This is a genomic window from Enterobacter sp. HG048 (assembly GCF_024702055.1).
GTDB lineage: Bacteria > Pseudomonadota > Gammaproteobacteria > Enterobacterales > Enterobacteriaceae > Enterobacter > Enterobacter dykesii.
Genome location: NZ_JANLIZ010000006.1, coordinates 38,791 through 52,528, shown reverse-complemented (window position 1 = coordinate 52,528; position 13,738 = coordinate 38,791). Strand labels below are relative to the sequence as shown.

The following is a 13,738-nucleotide window of genomic DNA, read 5'->3' as shown; positions in this document are numbered from 1 at the left end:
GCACTCACGCACGAGGGTGGTGCTGTTGGTGTAGCTGCCGCAGGCGTTCCGTCGCGACATGGGTGTAAATTTGCGTCGTGGAAAGATCGCTGTGGCCCAGCAGCATCTGCACCACGCGTAAATCAGCGCCGTGGTTTAACAGATGCGTCGCGAAGGCGTGACGCAATACGTGCGGCGAAAGCTTTTCACTGTCGATACCCGCCAGTGTGGCGTAATGCTTAATGCGATGCCAGAACGTTTGCCGCGTCATCTGCTGGGCGCGCTGGCTCGGAAACAGGACGTCGATAGACGTACCATTGAGCAGCCACGGACGGCCATGCTCCAGGTACGTTTCCAGCCAGTAAACCGCCTCTTCCCCCAGCGGAACCAGCCTTTCCTTATTTCCTTTACCAATGACGCGCACCACGCCCTGACGCAGGCTGATGTCGCTCATCGTCAGGCCAACCAGTTCCGAAACGCGCAAGCCGGTAGCATACAATAGCTCAAGCATGGCTTTATCGCGTAACTCCAGCGGCAGGTCAACAGCCGGTGACTGTAATAATCTCTCAACTTGTGCTTCGCTGAGATCTTTCGGCAGCCGCTGCGGAAGCTTAGGGGAAGCCAGCAGCGCGCTGGGATCGTCTTCGCGAATCTTCTCACGGTAGAGATGCTGGAACAGCCGACGCATGGCGCTAAGCAAACGCGCGGAACTGGTGGCTTTATAGCCCCCTGCAATACGTTCCCCAAGCAGCGCCTGCAGGTCATCACGCTGCGCGCTCGCAAGGGATAACCCCCGGTGCGCAAGCCACTCCACCAGCATGGTGAGATCGCGACGGTAGGCGCTGAGGGTATTCTCGGCCAGATTTTTCTCCAGCCACAGCGCGTCGAGAAACTGTTCAATCAGTGCGAGATCCTTTTCCACATCAGCCCCTTTGATTCTGCAGTCAGGCCATTATGCCTGATTGCGACCGGTTTCTGGTACACTACGCGCATAGTCAAAGCAAGAATTGAGATAGTTACGCGATGAATATTGGTCTGTTCTATGGTTCCAGCACCTGCTACACCGAAATGGCGGCAGAGAAAATTCGCGACATCATTGGCCCGGAACTGGTGACGTTGCATAACCTGAAAGATGACGCGGTCGCGCTGATGGAACAGTACGATGTCCTGATCCTTGGCATCCCAACCTGGGATTTTGGTGAGATACAGGAAGACTGGGAAGCCATCTGGGATCAACTCGACTCAGTCAACCTCGACGGTAAAATCATTGCCATGTACGGCATGGGGGACCAGCTCGGTTACGGGGAATGGTTCCTGGACGCGCTCGGCATGCTGCATGACAAACTGGCACCGAAAGGGGTGTCGTTTATCGGCTACTGGCCAACCGAAGGTTACGAGTTCACCAGTAAAAAACCGATTATTGCCGACGGCGAGCTGTTTGTTGGGCTCGCGCTGGATGAAACCAACCAGTACGATCTCAGCGATGAGCGCCTGCAAAGCTGGTGCGAGCAGATTCTGGGCGAAATGGCAGAAAAGTTTAGCTAACGCGCATTATCCCTGCGTCGTCTGTTGCAACAGCATCCGGCGCAGGTCTCGCCACTCGGCAGCATCCATACTGTCAGCCGCCAGCCACAGATGCTGGCAACGCCCGCCGTCCACCTTGCGCAACCGTAACATCATGCCGCAGTTGAGCATCCAGGGCATACCAAGAATATCCCACTCTTTACCCTGCCAGCGCAGGCGGGAATCCATCAGTAGCTTGATCTCTCCCTGACGGGCATTAATGCGACGCTGGCTGCGTACGCTGTCAAACACGACAAACGAGAGTAACAACAGCCACAGCGGGGTATAGCTCAGCGGCCACGGCATCAGCAACACAAAGGCCGCAACCAGGCCGTGGAGCAATAAAGACATCCACTGCGAGCGCCACGAGACGCGAAGATCAGATTGCCACAGGACCACGTTCCCGATTCCGTGTTTGAATTAATTGCACCATCCGTTGCAACTCGGTGTCGGCGGGTTTGCCGTGGTTCATCAGCCAGTTGAATAAATCCGGATCGTCAGACTCAAGCAGGCGAACAAACAGACGCTTATCGTCGTCGCTTAAGGTGTCATACTCGTATTCGAAGAAAGGCATGATGGAAATATCCAGTTCACGCATGCCGCGACGGCACGCCCAGTGAATACGGGCCTTGTTGTTAATATCCATGTTCAGTTTCCTGCATTACGTTTGGCACAGTCGGTACCCCGTTCAGTGTTCTTTATTTCTCTACGGGGACACCAGCTAGTGTAACGTGTTTTTGACCGTTCCATTACTGGAATATTGCGATCGCCGAGCAGGCTTCCAGAATAATCCCTACAAAGACAGCGGATTACATTATTTTGCGTAGCGCTACGCATAACCGGTTTAGGGCACAAATGGTCTGTTGAAAGCGCTTGCATTGCCTGCAGGCTCTTTTACCATTAGGCATTATCAAAGCGTTAAGCAATTCAGGATATCGTTATGGCATTTACACCATTTTCTCCTCGCCAGCCCGCCGCCTCTGCGCGTCTGCCGCTGACGCTTATTTCTCTTGATGACTGGGCGCTGGCAACGCTCACCGGTGCCGACGCCGAAAAATATCTGCAGGGCCAGGTGACCGCCGACGTCAGTCAGATGACCGAACACCAGCACCTGCTGGCCGCGCATTGCGACCCAAAAGGCAAAATGTGGAGCAACCTGCGCCTCTTCCGCCGTCAGGACGGCTTTGCCTTTATTGAGCGCCGCAGCCTGCAAGAGGCCCAGCTCAAAGAGCTGAAGAAGTACGCGGTCTTTTCCAAAGTCACTATCGCCCCGGACGACGAACATGTCCTGCTGGGCGTGGCTGGTTTCCAGGCGCGAGCGGCGCTGAAAAATCTCTTCAGCGAACTGCCGGACGCAGAAAAGCAGGTGGTCAGCGAAGGCGCGACCTCCATCCTGTGGTTTGAACACCCGGCGGAGCGTTTCCTGTTAGTCACGGATGCGGCAACGGCCGAACACGTGACCGAAGCGCTGCGCGGCGAAGCGCAGCTCAACAACAGTCAGCAGTGGCTTGCACTGAACATCGAAGCGGGTCTGCCGGTGATTGACGCAGCAAACAGCGCGCAGTTCATTCCTCAGGCAACGAACCTGCAGGCGCTGGGGGGCATCAGCTTTAAAAAGGGCTGTTACACCGGCCAGGAGATGGTGGCGCGAGCAAAATTCCGCGGGGCAAACAAACGAGCGCTCTGGACGCTGGCGGGTCATGCCAGCCGTGTACCTGAAGCGGGTGAAGACTTAGAGCTGAAGATGGGTGATAACTGGCGCCGCACCGGCACCGTGTTAGCCGCCGTACAGCTGGATGATGGAAGTCTTCTGGTTCAGGCCGTCATGAACAACGATATGGAAGCTGACAGCGTGTTCCGCGTGCGTGACGATGCGAAAACGCTGAGCATCGAGCCGTTGCCGTATTCGTTAGAAGAGTAATTGTCTTCAGGTGTATTCCCTCTCCCTTTGGGAGAGGGCCGGGGTAAGGGCAACCGCCCGCACGGTGGAAAAAACTACGCCTGCCCCACGTACAAATAGATCGCCAAAAAGTGGCATACGCTGCCGCCAAGCACAAAGCCGTGCCAGATGGCATGGTTGTATGGGATGCGCTTGCAGACGTAGAAAATCACGCCGAGCGAGTACACCACGCCACCTAAGGCCAGAAGCGTCACGCCCCCTACCGACAGTTTGATTGCCAGTTGATACACCACAATCAGCGACAGCCAGCCCATTGTCAGATAGGTGACCAGTGACAGCACCTTAAACCGGTGCGCGATGGTCAGCTTAAACAGGATCCCCAGCAGTGCCAGGCTCCAGATAACAATCATCAGGCCACGCGACAGCGGTGAGTTGAGCCCCACCAGCAAAAACGGCGTGTAGGTGCCTGCAATAAGAAGATAGATAGCGCAGTGGTCAAATTTCTTGAGCCACATCTTGGCCCGCTGATGCGGGATCGCATGATACAGCGTCGACGCCAGGAACAGCAGGATCATACTCCCGCCATACAGGCTGTAGCTGGTAATGGCCATCACGCTGGCATTGGCGTCTACCGCCTGTACCAGCAATAACACTAAACCGACAATCCCAAACACCAGGCCAATACCGTGGCTGATGCTGTTGGCTACTTCCTCAGCCAGCGAATATCCCTGTGCGATTAATGGTCTACTCACCATACAAAACTCCGGGAAAACAAAAGATGATTATTCATCGCATAACTATGCTAACTGAGAATGATTCCAGTGAACACCTGTTAGCTAAAATAATTTCATTTCAAAATTTATACCTAAAAATCATAGATATAATGAAATCTTTCACCTAACAATTGTTCACATAAAAATTTAATCATTATGAATCAAGAGTATAAAAATGGATCCTGCCCTCTGGGTGCATGTTATGATATGGCGATGAGTTCAGAATGAGAGTTATGCCATTGTGAGTATGTTCACCCACTCAGCCATTGCCAGTCTCAATAACCTGGAGATGATGGTCTACAACTATGTCATAAAAAATCGTGACAAAGTGATGTACATGACCATCCGCGAGTTGGCGGATGCGGCGGGTGTCTCAACCACGACTATCCTGCGCTTTTGCCGCAAGCTTAACTGCGAAGGATATTCTGAATTTCGGGTGCGCTTTAAGCTTTATCTTGAACAGAACGAGCCCCAGCAGGCGAATTTCGGTGCCAGCGAAATTATCAGCTTTTTTAAAAGCGTGAATAATGAAGAGTTCGACGCGTTATTAGATAAGGCGGTTGATATTATTTTATCGTCCGAGCGAATTATATTTGTCGGTGCCGGAACATCGGGTTCGCTGGCAAAATATGGCGCACGCTTCTTTTCTAATATCGGTAAATTCAGTAACCATATTGACGACCCTTATTTCCCGGTCACCAATGATATGGCGAAAAATGCGCTGGCCATTGTGCTTTCCGTCTCGGGCGAGACCGAGGAGATCCTGCGCTTCGCCAGCCAGTTCAGCCTGCATCACTGCAAGGTGCTCTCGATAACCAGCCACGAGCACTCGCGTCTCGCAAAACTGGCGGACTTTAATCTCTCCTGGCACGTTCCTCAGACGCGTATTGCAGGCGTCTACGACATCACCACGCAAATTCCCGTCATTTATATTCTGGAATCTCTCGGACGTAAACTGGCGAAGAAACTCACAGAATAAAACACCCTGTTTTTTTGATGTGACAAATCACATTTACTGTGAATTGTTATATCGTGACATTCCATTTCGCTTTGCTAGACTCGATGCCAATAAGCCATTTATTGAGAAGAGCAGCGATGAAAAAATTAACCTTACCAAAAGATTTTTTATGGGGCGGCGCGGTTGCCGCTCACCAGGTTGAAGGCGGCTGGAACAAAGGCGGCAAAGGGCCAAGCATTTGTGACGTATTGACCGGCGGCGCGCACGGCGTCCCGCGCGAAATCACCCAGGAAGTCGTGCCGGGTAAATACTACCCAAACCACGAGGCCATCGACTTCCACGGCCACTATAAAGAAGACATCAAGCTGTTTGCCGAGATGGGCTTCAAGTGCTTCCGCACCTCTATCGCCTGGACACGCATCTTCCCGAAAGGTGACGAAACGCAGCCAAACGAAGAGGGGCTGAAGTTCTACGACGACATGTTCGACGAGCTGCTGAAATACAACATCGAACCGGTGATCACCCTCTCCCACTTCGAAATGCCGCTGCACCTGGTGCAGGAGTACGGTAGCTGGACCAACCGTAAAGTGGTCGATTTCTTCGTGCGCTTCGCGGAAGTGGTTTTTGAGCGCTACAAAAACAAGGTCAAATACTGGATGACCTTCAACGAAATCAACAACCAGCGTAACTGGCGCGCGCCGCTGTTCGGCTACTGCTGCTCGGGCGTGGTCTATACCGAACATGAAAATCCGGAAGAGACCATGTATCAGGTCCTGCACCATCAGTTTGTGGCCAGCGCCCTGGCGGTGAAAGCCGCGCGCCGCATCAACCCGGAGATGAAAGTTGGCTGCATGCTGGCCATGGTGGCGCTCTATCCATTCTCCTGCAAGCCGGAAGACGTGATGTTCGCCCAGGAATCGATGCGCGAGCGCTATGTCTTTACCGACGTCCAGCTGCGTGGTTACTACCCATCCTACGTGCTGAACGAGTGGGAGCGCCGCGGTTTCTCCATAAAAATGGAGGCAGGCGACGAGCAGATCCTGCGTGAAGGTACCTGCGACTACTTAGGTTTCAGCTACTACATGACCAACGCGGTGAAAGCGGAAGGCGGTACCGGCGATGCGATTTCCGGTTTTGAAGGCAGCGTGCCAAACCCGCACGTGAAAGCATCCGACTGGGGCTGGCAGATCGATCCGGTAGGCCTGCGCTATTCCCTGTGCGAACTGTACGAGCGTTATCAGAAACCGCTGTTTATCGTGGAAAACGGCTTCGGTGCCTACGATAAGGTGGAAGAAGACGGCAGTATCAACGACGACTATCGCATCGACTACCTGCGTGCCCACGTGGAAGAGATGATCAAAGCCGTGACGCACGATGGCGTGGATCTGATGGGCTATACGCCGTGGGGCTGTATCGACTGCGTGTCATTTACCACCGGCCAGTACAGCAAGCGCTACGGCTTTATCTACGTGAACAAGCACGACGACGGCACGGGCGACATGTCGCGTTCCCGCAAGAAGAGCTTTAACTGGTATAAGGAAGTGATTGCCAGCAACGGCGAGAAACTTTAACGCCGGGCGGCGCTACGCTTGCACCGGCCTACGATTGATCCCCTCTCCCTTTGGGAGAGGGTTAGGATGAGGGGGTTTACTTCCCGCCCGCCAGCTCAATAAAGCTCCCCGTCACGTACGACGCCTTCTCGCTCAGCAGCCAGACAATCGCCTGCGCCACCTCTTCCGGCTGGCCGCCGCGCTGCATCGGCAGCAACGATTTCACGCGATCCACTCGACCCGGCTCTCCGCCGGACGCATGAATATCGGTATAAATCAGACCCGGACGTACGCAGTTGACGCGAATGCCCTGCGCCGCCACCTCCAGCGACAGCCCGGTTGTCAGCGAATCCACCGCCCCCTTGGACGCGGCGTAATCCACATATTCACCCGGCGCGCCCAGGCGCGACGCGGCGGAAGAGACGTTCACTATCGCCCCGCCCTTGCCGCCATGCTTAAAGGACATGCGTTTTACCGCTTCCCGGCAGCAGAGAAAGTAGCCCGTGACGTTGGTCGCCAGGACGCGGTTAATGCGCTCTGCGGACAGATTCTCGATAGTGGATTGTTCAAACAGAATCCCCGCATTATTGACCAGCGCACGAAGCGGCTCGCCTTCACGATCGAGGCTGTCAAACATCGCCAGCACCTGGGCTTCATCACTGATATCTGCGCGGACGGCAAAGGCTTTACCGCCCGCTTCAACGATCTGGTTGATCACATCCGTCGCGGCTTTAATGTTGTGATGATAGTTCACCGCCACGGTGTAGCCTTCGCGAGCCAGCTGCAGCGCGGTGGCTTTCCCAATTCCGCGGCTGGCGCCGGTGACCAGTGCAATTGCCATTATCTTCTCCCAATAAAAAAGCCGGGTGGCGCTTACGCTTACCCGGCCTACAGTACGGCAAAGAAATTACTGGTATTCGCTCATCGGTACGCAGGAGCAGAACAGGTTACGGTCGCCGTAGACGTCATCGAGACGCTTCACGGTCGGCCAGTATTTGTTTGCCACGCCTGCCGGGAAGACCGCCAGCTCACGGGAGTAACCGTGGTTCCACTCTGCCACCATTTCGTGCTGGGTGTGCGGGGCGTTGACCAGCGGGTTATCTTCCAGCGTCCACTCGCCGTCCTGCACGCGGTCGATCTCCATGCGGATTGCCAGCATCGCGTCGATAAAGCGGTCCAGCTCGGCTTTGCTTTCAGACTCCGTTGGCTCCACCATCAGCGTGCCCGCAACCGGGAACGACATGGTTGGCGCGTGGAAGCCGTAGTCGATCAGGCGCTTGGCGATATCCAGCTCGCTGATGCCCGTCGCTTCTTTCAGAGGACGAATATCCAGGATGCACTCGTGCGCCACGCGACCGTCGCGACCGGTATAGAGCACCGGGAAGGCGGACTTCAGGCGAGTTGCAATATAGTTAGCGTTCAGGATCGCCACCTGGCTCGCCTGCTTCAGCCCTTCCGCGCCCATCATGCGGATATACATCCAGCTGATTGGCAGGATAGAGGCGCTGCCGAACGGTGCCGCAGAGACCGCGCCCTGACGGGTTAGCATGCCTTCAATCTGCACCACGCTGTGGCCAGGCACAAACGGCGCCAGGTGCGCTTTCACGCCGATTGGGCCCATGCCCGGTCCGCCGCCGCCGTGAGGGATGCAGAAGGTTTTGTGCAGGTTGAGGTGCGACACGTCCGCGCCGATAAAGCCCGGAGAGGTAATGCCCACCTGAGCGTTCATGTTCGCGCCGTCGAGGTAAACCTGACCGCCGAACTGGTGCACCACTTCGCACACTTCACGGATAGTCTCTTCGTACACGCCGTGGGTGGACGGATAGGTCACCATGATGCAGGAAAGCTTGTCGCCCGCCTGCTCGGCTTTCGCGCGCAGGTCGGCCAGATCGATGTTGCCGTTCTTATCGCACGCCACCACAACGACTTCCATACCCGCCATCTGGGCAGAGGCCGGGTTGGTACCGTGGGCAGAGCTTGGGATCAGGCAGATATCGCGGTGACCTTCGTTACGGCTTTCGTGATAGTGACGGATTGCCAGCAGGCCCGCATATTCACCCTGCGCGCCAGAGTTCGGCTGCATGCAGAGCGCGTCGTAGCCGGTCAGCTTCACCAGCCAGTCGGAAAGCTGGTTGATCATCATATGATAACCTTCCGCCTGCTCCGGCGGGCAGAACGGGTGCAGCTCGGAGAATTCAGGCCAGGTGATCGGGATCATCTCCGCCGCGGCGTTCAGCTTCATGGTGCAGGAGCCCAGCGGGATCATCGCCTGGTTCAGCGCCAGATCCTTGCGCTCCAGAGAGTGCATATAGCGCATCATCTCGGTCTCGCTGTGGTAGCGGTTAAAGACCGGATGCGTCAGGATCGCGTCGTTACGCAGCATGCTTTCCTGAATGGAGCGGCTGTCGAGCGCGACCTCTTTGTCGAGCGCATCAATGTCCAGACCGTGCGCGTCACCCAGCAGCACGCTGAACAGGTTCAGGATATCGTCGCGGGTGGTGCTTTCATCCAGCGTAATGCCGACGGCGTTGTGGATGTCGCTGCGCAGGTTGATCTCTGCCGCGTTCGCGCGGGCCAGCACGGCCGCTTTGTCCGCCACGTCCACGCACAGGGTGTCGAAGTAGTGGGCATGGCGCAGCTTAAGACCTTTCTGCTGCAGGCCGCAGGCCAGAATATCGGCCAGACGGTGAATGCGGCTGGCAATACGCTTCAGGCCAGCCGGGCCGTGGAACACGGCGTACAGGCTGGCGATGTTTGCCAGCAGCACCTGGGAGGTACAGATGTTGGAGTTCGCTTTCTCGCGGCGGATGTGCTGCTCGCGGGTTTGCATCGCCATGCGCAGCGCGGTGTTACCGGCAGCGTCTTTTGAGACGCCGATAATACGGCCTGGCATAGAGCGTTTGAATTCATCTTTCGCGCCGAAGAACGCCGCGTGCGGGCCGCCGTAGCCCATCGGCACGCCGAAGCGTTGCGCAGAGCCGAACACAATATCCGCGCCCTGTTTGCCCGGCGCCGTCAGCAGCACCAGCGCCATAAAATCGGCGGCAACGCTGACAACCACTTTGCGGGATTTCAGCTCGGCAATCAGCGCGCCGTAGTCGTGAACTTCACCGGTGGTGCCTACCTGCTGCAGCAACACGCCAAAGACGTCCTGGTGATCCAGCACTTTGTCAGCGTCATCGACGATCACGTCAAAGCCGAAGGTCTCTGCGCGTGTACGCACCACGTCCAGCGTCTGCGGATGCACGTCCGCCGCCACGAAGAAGCGGTTGGCATTTTTCAGCTTGCTCACACGTTTTGCCATCGCCATTGCTTCGGCGGCGGCGGTCGCTTCATCCAGCAGCGAGGCGGAGGCGATATCCATTCCGGTCAGATCCAGCGTCACCTGCTGGAAGTTTAGCAGCGCTTCCAGACGGCCCTGGGAGACTTCTGGCTGATAAGGGGTGTAAGCGGTGTACCAGCCCGGGTTTTCCAGCATGTTGCGCAGGATAACCGGCGGTAACTGCACGTTGGTGTAGCCCATGCCAATGTAAGACTTATAGCGCTTGTTCAGGCCGGCGATAGCCTTCAGCTCCGCCAGCGCGGCGAATTCCGTGGTGGCTTCCCCCACCTGAGGCGGCGTGGCAAGCTGGATGTCTTTTGGCACAATCTGGCCGATCAGTGCGTTTAATGAATCCGCGCCAACCGTCTTCAGCATCTCCTGCTGTTGCTGAGCATCCGGCCCAATGTGACGTTCGATGAAGGCGCCACGGTTTTCAAGCTGGCTTAAAGTCTGTGTCATGAGCGATGGTTCCTGAAACGTGCAGTGAATGTGTTTTCTCCCTCTCCCTGAGGGAGAGGGTTGGGGTGAGGGTGTCGTCTGTTCCCCTCACCCTACCCTCTCCCCAAAGGGGAGAGGGATAATGGCTTACTCGTCTTCTAACAGTGCTTCGTACGCGGTCGCATCCAGCAGCGCGGCAACCTGAGATTCGTCGCTGGCTTTGATCTTGAAGATCCAGCCGCCTTCATAAGGCTCGCTGTTCACCAGTTCCGGCGAATCGCTCAGCGCGTCGTTGACGGCAACGATTTCGCCGCTCACAGGGGCATAGATGTCGGATGCCGCTTTTACGGACTCCGCCACGGCGCAGTCGTCGCCCGCGCTCACGGTCGTGCCCACGTCAGGCAGGTCAACAAACACCATGTCGCCCAGCAGCTCTTGCGCGTGCTCGGTGATCCCTACGGCGTAAGTGCCGTCCGCCTCTTTGCGCAGCCACTCGTGTTCTTTGCTGTATTTCAGTTCTGCTGGCACATTGCTCATTGAAGTTCTCCTGATAAAAATGATTAGGCGACCGGCTTACCGGCGCGAACAAAAATCGGTTTGGTCACGTTGACCGGCATTTCGCGGTTGCGGATTTGCACCACCGCCGTTTCGCCAATGCCCGCCGGCACGCGTGCCAGTGCAATACTGTAGCCCAGCGTTGGGGAGAAGGTACCGCTGGTGATCACGCCTTCGCGAGGATTGCCGTCGGCATCGGTAAAACGCACCGGCAGTTCACCGCGCAGCACGCCCTTCTCGGTCATCACCAGGCCCACCAGCTGTTCAGTGCCCTTCTCGCGCTGCATCTCCAGCGCTTCGCGGCCAATAAAGTCACGGTCAGCCGGTTCCCACGCGATGGTCCAGCCCATGTTGGCGGCCAGCGGAGAGACGCCTTCATCCATCTCCTGACCGTAAAGATTCATCCCCGCTTCCAGACGCAGCGTATCGCGCGCGCCCAGACCCGCAGGCTTCACGCCAGCTTCCACCAGCGCACGCCAGAAATCAGCGGCCTTCTCGTTCGGCATCGCTATTTCGTAGCCCGCTTCACCGGTGTAGCCGGTGGTAGCGATAAACAGATCGCCCGCCTGCACGCCGAAGAACGGCTTCATGCCTTCGGTTGCTTTACGCTGCTCGTCGTTAAACAGAGACGCGGCTTTCGCCTGCGCGTTCGGCCCCTGTACGGCGATCAGCGACAGATCGTCACGGACGGTGATGTCGATGGCATAAGGTTCGGCGTGTTGGGTGATCCAGGAGAGGTCTTTTTCGCGGGTGGCGGAGTTTACAACGAGGCGGAAGAAATCTTCAGTGAAGTAGTAGACGATAAGGTCATCAATCACGCCGCCCGAGGCATTCAGCATGCCGGTATAGAGCGCTTTACCCGGCGTTTTCAGTTTGGCGACGTCGTTTGCCAGCAGATAACGCAAAAACTCCCGGGTGCGGCTACCGCGCAGATCGACAATCGTCATGTGGGACACGTCGAACATACCGGCATCGGTGCGCACCGCGTGGTGCTCATCAATCTGCGAGCCGTAGTGCAGCGGCATCATCCAGCCGTGGAAGTCCACCATGCGGGCGCCGCATAACACGTGTTGTTCGTACAAAGGAGTCTGTTGAGCCATCTTGTCCTCGTTGAAAAATTCACCGTGAAACCCGGTATCGGCCCCGTTACCTGGCGCCGACGCAAACGTTCTCTTTTACCCGAACTTACCACCGAAACCGGCGGTTAACCATAAGGTAAAACGGGTCATCACATTAGCTTATGACCAAAAAACGCTAAAAAGCCTACAGAGTTATTCACTGGAAAAATGCGATTAACCCCGCACAAAATTAACAATGATCTAACAGGATTTAGCACATGCTGATATTTCGTGCGGAAAATCGGGCCGAATTTCCGTAACATAAAATCCCGTATATTAGATTTTCTAATGCGAAAAATGACGTGAAATTAGAATATTTCAAACGAGGAAATCTCCCCGGCGCAGAGGCCGGGAAAATAAAGTGTGACAGGGGTCTAAATTAGCGTAACCAGTCGGGAAGATCGTTAAGACCCATCGCCTGACGGAGGAGTTGGGGCTTAACACCCGGAAGGGTGTCAGCAAGCTTGAGGCCAATGTCGCGCAGCAGTTTTTTTGCCGGATTCGCCCCGGCAAACAGCTCGCGGAAGCCCTGCATGCCCGCCAGCATCATCGCCGCACTGTGCTTGCGGCTGCGCTCGTAGCGACGCAGGTACAGATGCTGGCCGATATCTTTGCCTTCGCGGTGCAGGCGACGCAGTTCCTCAACCAGCTCCGCCGCGTCCATAAAGCCAAGGTTGACGCCCTGCCCGGCCAGCGGATGAATGGTATGCGCCGCATCACCGACCAGCGCCAGACGGTGCGCGGCAAACTGACGCGCGTAGCGGCCGGTTAACGGGAACACCTGCCGCTCGCTTTCAAGCGTGCACAGGCCAAGGCGGTTATCAAAGGCCACGCACAGCGCCTGGTTAAAGGCGTCCGGCGCTGCCTCATGCATCTGCCGGGCTTTCTCCGGCACCAGGGACCAGACAATCGAGCACAGGTGCGGATCGGCAAGCGGCAGGAACGCCAGAATGCCGTCGTTGTGGAAAATCTGCCGCGCCACGCCGCCGTGCGGCTCCTCTGTGCGGATCGTCGCGACCAGAGCGTGATGACGATAGTCCCAGAAGGTCAGCGGGATATCGGCTTTATTACGCAGCCAGGAGTTGGCACCGTCAGCGCCGACCACCAGCCGCGCGGTCAGCATATCGCCGCTTTGCAGGGTGATAAACGCCTCGTTTTCGCCCCATGCCACCTGCTGGATCTGCGCAGGCGCAATCAGCGTCACGTCGCTGCACTGCTGTGCTTTCTGCCACAGCGCGTGGTGGATCACCGCGTTTTCGATGATATGACCCAGATGGCTGTAGCCCATGCTTTCATCATCAAAAGCAATATGACCAAAGCTGTCTTTATCCCACACTTCCATGCCGTGATAGCAGCTGGCGCGCTGCGCCACAATATCTGCCCAGACGCCAAGGTGCGTCAGCAATTTCTCGCTGGCGGCATTGATCGCCGAGACGCGGAGTTCCGGCGGGGCATCCGGGGCAACGGGCTGGGGCTGCTTTTGCTCCAGCACCGCCACGCGCAGGCCGCTGCCCTGTAAACCACAGGCCAGCGCCAGTCCGACCATACCGCCGCCAACGATGGCGACATCAACATTTTGCAC

General features: G+C 56.5%; 13 protein-coding genes. 4 read left to right on the top strand and 9 right to left on the bottom strand.

Going from position 1 to position 13,738, the window contains the following annotated elements; all coding sequences use genetic code 11:
* Positions 1-4: 4 nt before the first annotated feature.
* On the bottom strand, positions 5-901 hold the full coding sequence (gene xerD / locus NUX24_RS09700) for a site-specific tyrosine recombinase XerD (protein ID WP_023309098.1): 897 nt from the start codon (positions 899-901) through the stop codon (positions 5-7).
* Positions 902-1,002: 101 nt separating this feature from the next.
* Here xerD and fldB point away from each other — a divergent pair, with 101 nt between their 5' ends.
* Positions 1,003-1,524 carry a flavodoxin FldB gene (gene fldB / locus NUX24_RS09695; RefSeq protein ID WP_023309099.1) on the top strand — a complete coding sequence of 174 codons (522 nt, stop codon included), beginning with the start codon at positions 1,003-1,005 and terminating at the stop codon, positions 1,522-1,524.
* A 6-nt stretch (positions 1,525-1,530) separates the two neighbouring features.
* Here the strand turns inward: fldB and NUX24_RS09690 are convergent, their stop codons facing one another.
* Positions 1,531-1,941 carry a protein YgfX gene (locus NUX24_RS09690; RefSeq protein ID WP_021242050.1) on the bottom strand — a complete coding sequence of 137 codons (411 nt, stop codon included), beginning with the start codon at positions 1,939-1,941 and terminating at the stop codon, positions 1,531-1,533.
* Positions 1,922-2,188 (bottom strand): FAD assembly factor SdhE, encoded by a 267-nt coding sequence (sdhE, locus tag NUX24_RS09685; protein WP_006178375.1) that lies wholly within the window; start codon positions 2,186-2,188, stop codon positions 1,922-1,924. Before sdhE ends, NUX24_RS09690 begins: the two co-directional genes overlap by 20 nt.
* Positions 2,189-2,482: 294 nt before the next feature.
* Between sdhE and ygfZ the strand changes: the two genes are divergently transcribed.
* Positions 2,483-3,463 carry a tRNA-modifying protein YgfZ gene (gene ygfZ / locus NUX24_RS09680; protein ID WP_126329711.1) on the top strand — a complete coding sequence of 327 codons (981 nt, stop codon included), beginning with the start codon at positions 2,483-2,485 and terminating at the stop codon, positions 3,461-3,463.
* Between the two features lie 74 nt (positions 3,464-3,537).
* Here the strand turns inward: ygfZ and NUX24_RS09675 are convergent, their stop codons facing one another.
* On the bottom strand, positions 3,538-4,197 hold the full coding sequence (locus NUX24_RS09675) for a hemolysin III family protein (RefSeq protein ID WP_257831220.1): 660 nt from the start codon (positions 4,195-4,197) through the stop codon (positions 3,538-3,540).
* Between the two features lie 265 nt (positions 4,198-4,462).
* Here NUX24_RS09675 and NUX24_RS09670 point away from each other — a divergent pair, with 265 nt between their 5' ends.
* Positions 4,463-5,194 carry a MurR/RpiR family transcriptional regulator gene (locus NUX24_RS09670; RefSeq protein WP_257831365.1) on the top strand — a complete coding sequence of 244 codons (732 nt, stop codon included), beginning with the start codon at positions 4,463-4,465 and terminating at the stop codon, positions 5,192-5,194.
* Between the two features lie 116 nt (positions 5,195-5,310).
* A complete protein-coding gene (gene bglA, locus NUX24_RS09665; protein WP_126329713.1) occupies positions 5,311-6,744 on the top strand; it encodes a 6-phospho-beta-glucosidase BglA in 1,434 nt (477 codons plus the stop codon).
* Positions 6,745-6,820: 76 nt separating this feature from the next.
* On the opposite strand, the gene NUX24_RS09660 is transcribed toward bglA, so the two are convergent.
* The 5 genes from NUX24_RS09660 to ubiI all read right to left on the bottom strand — a co-directional run bounded on the left by NUX24_RS09660 (position 6,821) and on the right by ubiI (position 13,738).
* On the bottom strand, positions 6,821-7,564 hold the full coding sequence (locus tag NUX24_RS09660) for an SDR family oxidoreductase (RefSeq protein ID WP_047650195.1): 744 nt from the start codon (positions 7,562-7,564) through the stop codon (positions 6,821-6,823).
* Between the two features lie 66 nt (positions 7,565-7,630).
* On the bottom strand, positions 7,631-10,504 hold the full coding sequence (gene gcvP / locus NUX24_RS09655; RefSeq protein WP_257831217.1) for an aminomethyl-transferring glycine dehydrogenase: 2,874 nt from the start codon (positions 10,502-10,504) through the stop codon (positions 7,631-7,633).
* Positions 10,505-10,630: 126 nt separating this feature from the next.
* Positions 10,631-11,020: a glycine cleavage system protein GcvH gene (gene gcvH / locus NUX24_RS09650; protein WP_257831215.1), complete on the bottom strand. Its 390-nt coding sequence runs from the start codon at positions 11,018-11,020 to the stop codon at positions 10,631-10,633.
* A 23-nt stretch (positions 11,021-11,043) separates the two neighbouring features.
* The gene (gcvT, locus tag NUX24_RS09645; protein ID WP_029739208.1) at positions 11,044-12,138 is read right to left on the bottom strand and encodes a glycine cleavage system aminomethyltransferase GcvT; all 1,095 of its coding nucleotides are present in this window, start codon (positions 12,136-12,138) and stop codon (positions 11,044-11,046) included.
* Between the two features lie 397 nt (positions 12,139-12,535).
* The gene (gene ubiI, locus NUX24_RS09640) at positions 12,536-13,738 is read right to left on the bottom strand and encodes an FAD-dependent 2-octaprenylphenol hydroxylase (protein ID WP_047650191.1); all 1,203 of its coding nucleotides are present in this window, start codon (positions 13,736-13,738) and stop codon (positions 12,536-12,538) included.

Excerpts from the sequence above, each read along its gene's own strand:
- fldB (WP_023309099.1), top strand. The coding sequence starts at position 1,003 with ATGAATATTGGTCTGTTCTATGGTTCCAGCACCTGCTACACCGAAATG.
- gcvT (WP_029739208.1), bottom strand. The coding sequence starts at position 12,138 with ATGGCTCAACAGACTCCTTTGTACGAACAACACGTGTTATGCGGCGCC.
- gcvH (WP_257831215.1), bottom strand. The coding sequence starts at position 11,020 with ATGAGCAATGTGCCAGCAGAACTGAAATACAGCAAAGAACACGAGTGG.
- bglA (WP_126329713.1), top strand. The coding sequence starts at position 5,311 with ATGAAAAAATTAACCTTACCAAAAGATTTTTTATGGGGCGGCGCGGTT.
- NUX24_RS09675 (WP_257831220.1), bottom strand. The coding sequence starts at position 4,197 with ATGGTGAGTAGACCATTAATCGCACAGGGATATTCGCTGGCTGAGGAA.
- NUX24_RS09670 (WP_257831365.1), top strand. The coding sequence starts at position 4,463 with ATGTTCACCCACTCAGCCATTGCCAGTCTCAATAACCTGGAGATGATG.
- gcvP (WP_257831217.1), bottom strand. The coding sequence starts at position 10,504 with ATGACACAGACTTTAAGCCAGCTTGAAAACCGTGGCGCCTTCATCGAA.
- ygfZ (WP_126329711.1), top strand. The coding sequence starts at position 2,483 with ATGGCATTTACACCATTTTCTCCTCGCCAGCCCGCCGCCTCTGCGCGT.
- sdhE (WP_006178375.1), bottom strand. The coding sequence starts at position 2,188 with ATGGATATTAACAACAAGGCCCGTATTCACTGGGCGTGCCGTCGCGGC.
- NUX24_RS09660 (WP_047650195.1), bottom strand. The coding sequence starts at position 7,564 with ATGGCAATTGCACTGGTCACCGGCGCCAGCCGCGGAATTGGGAAAGCC.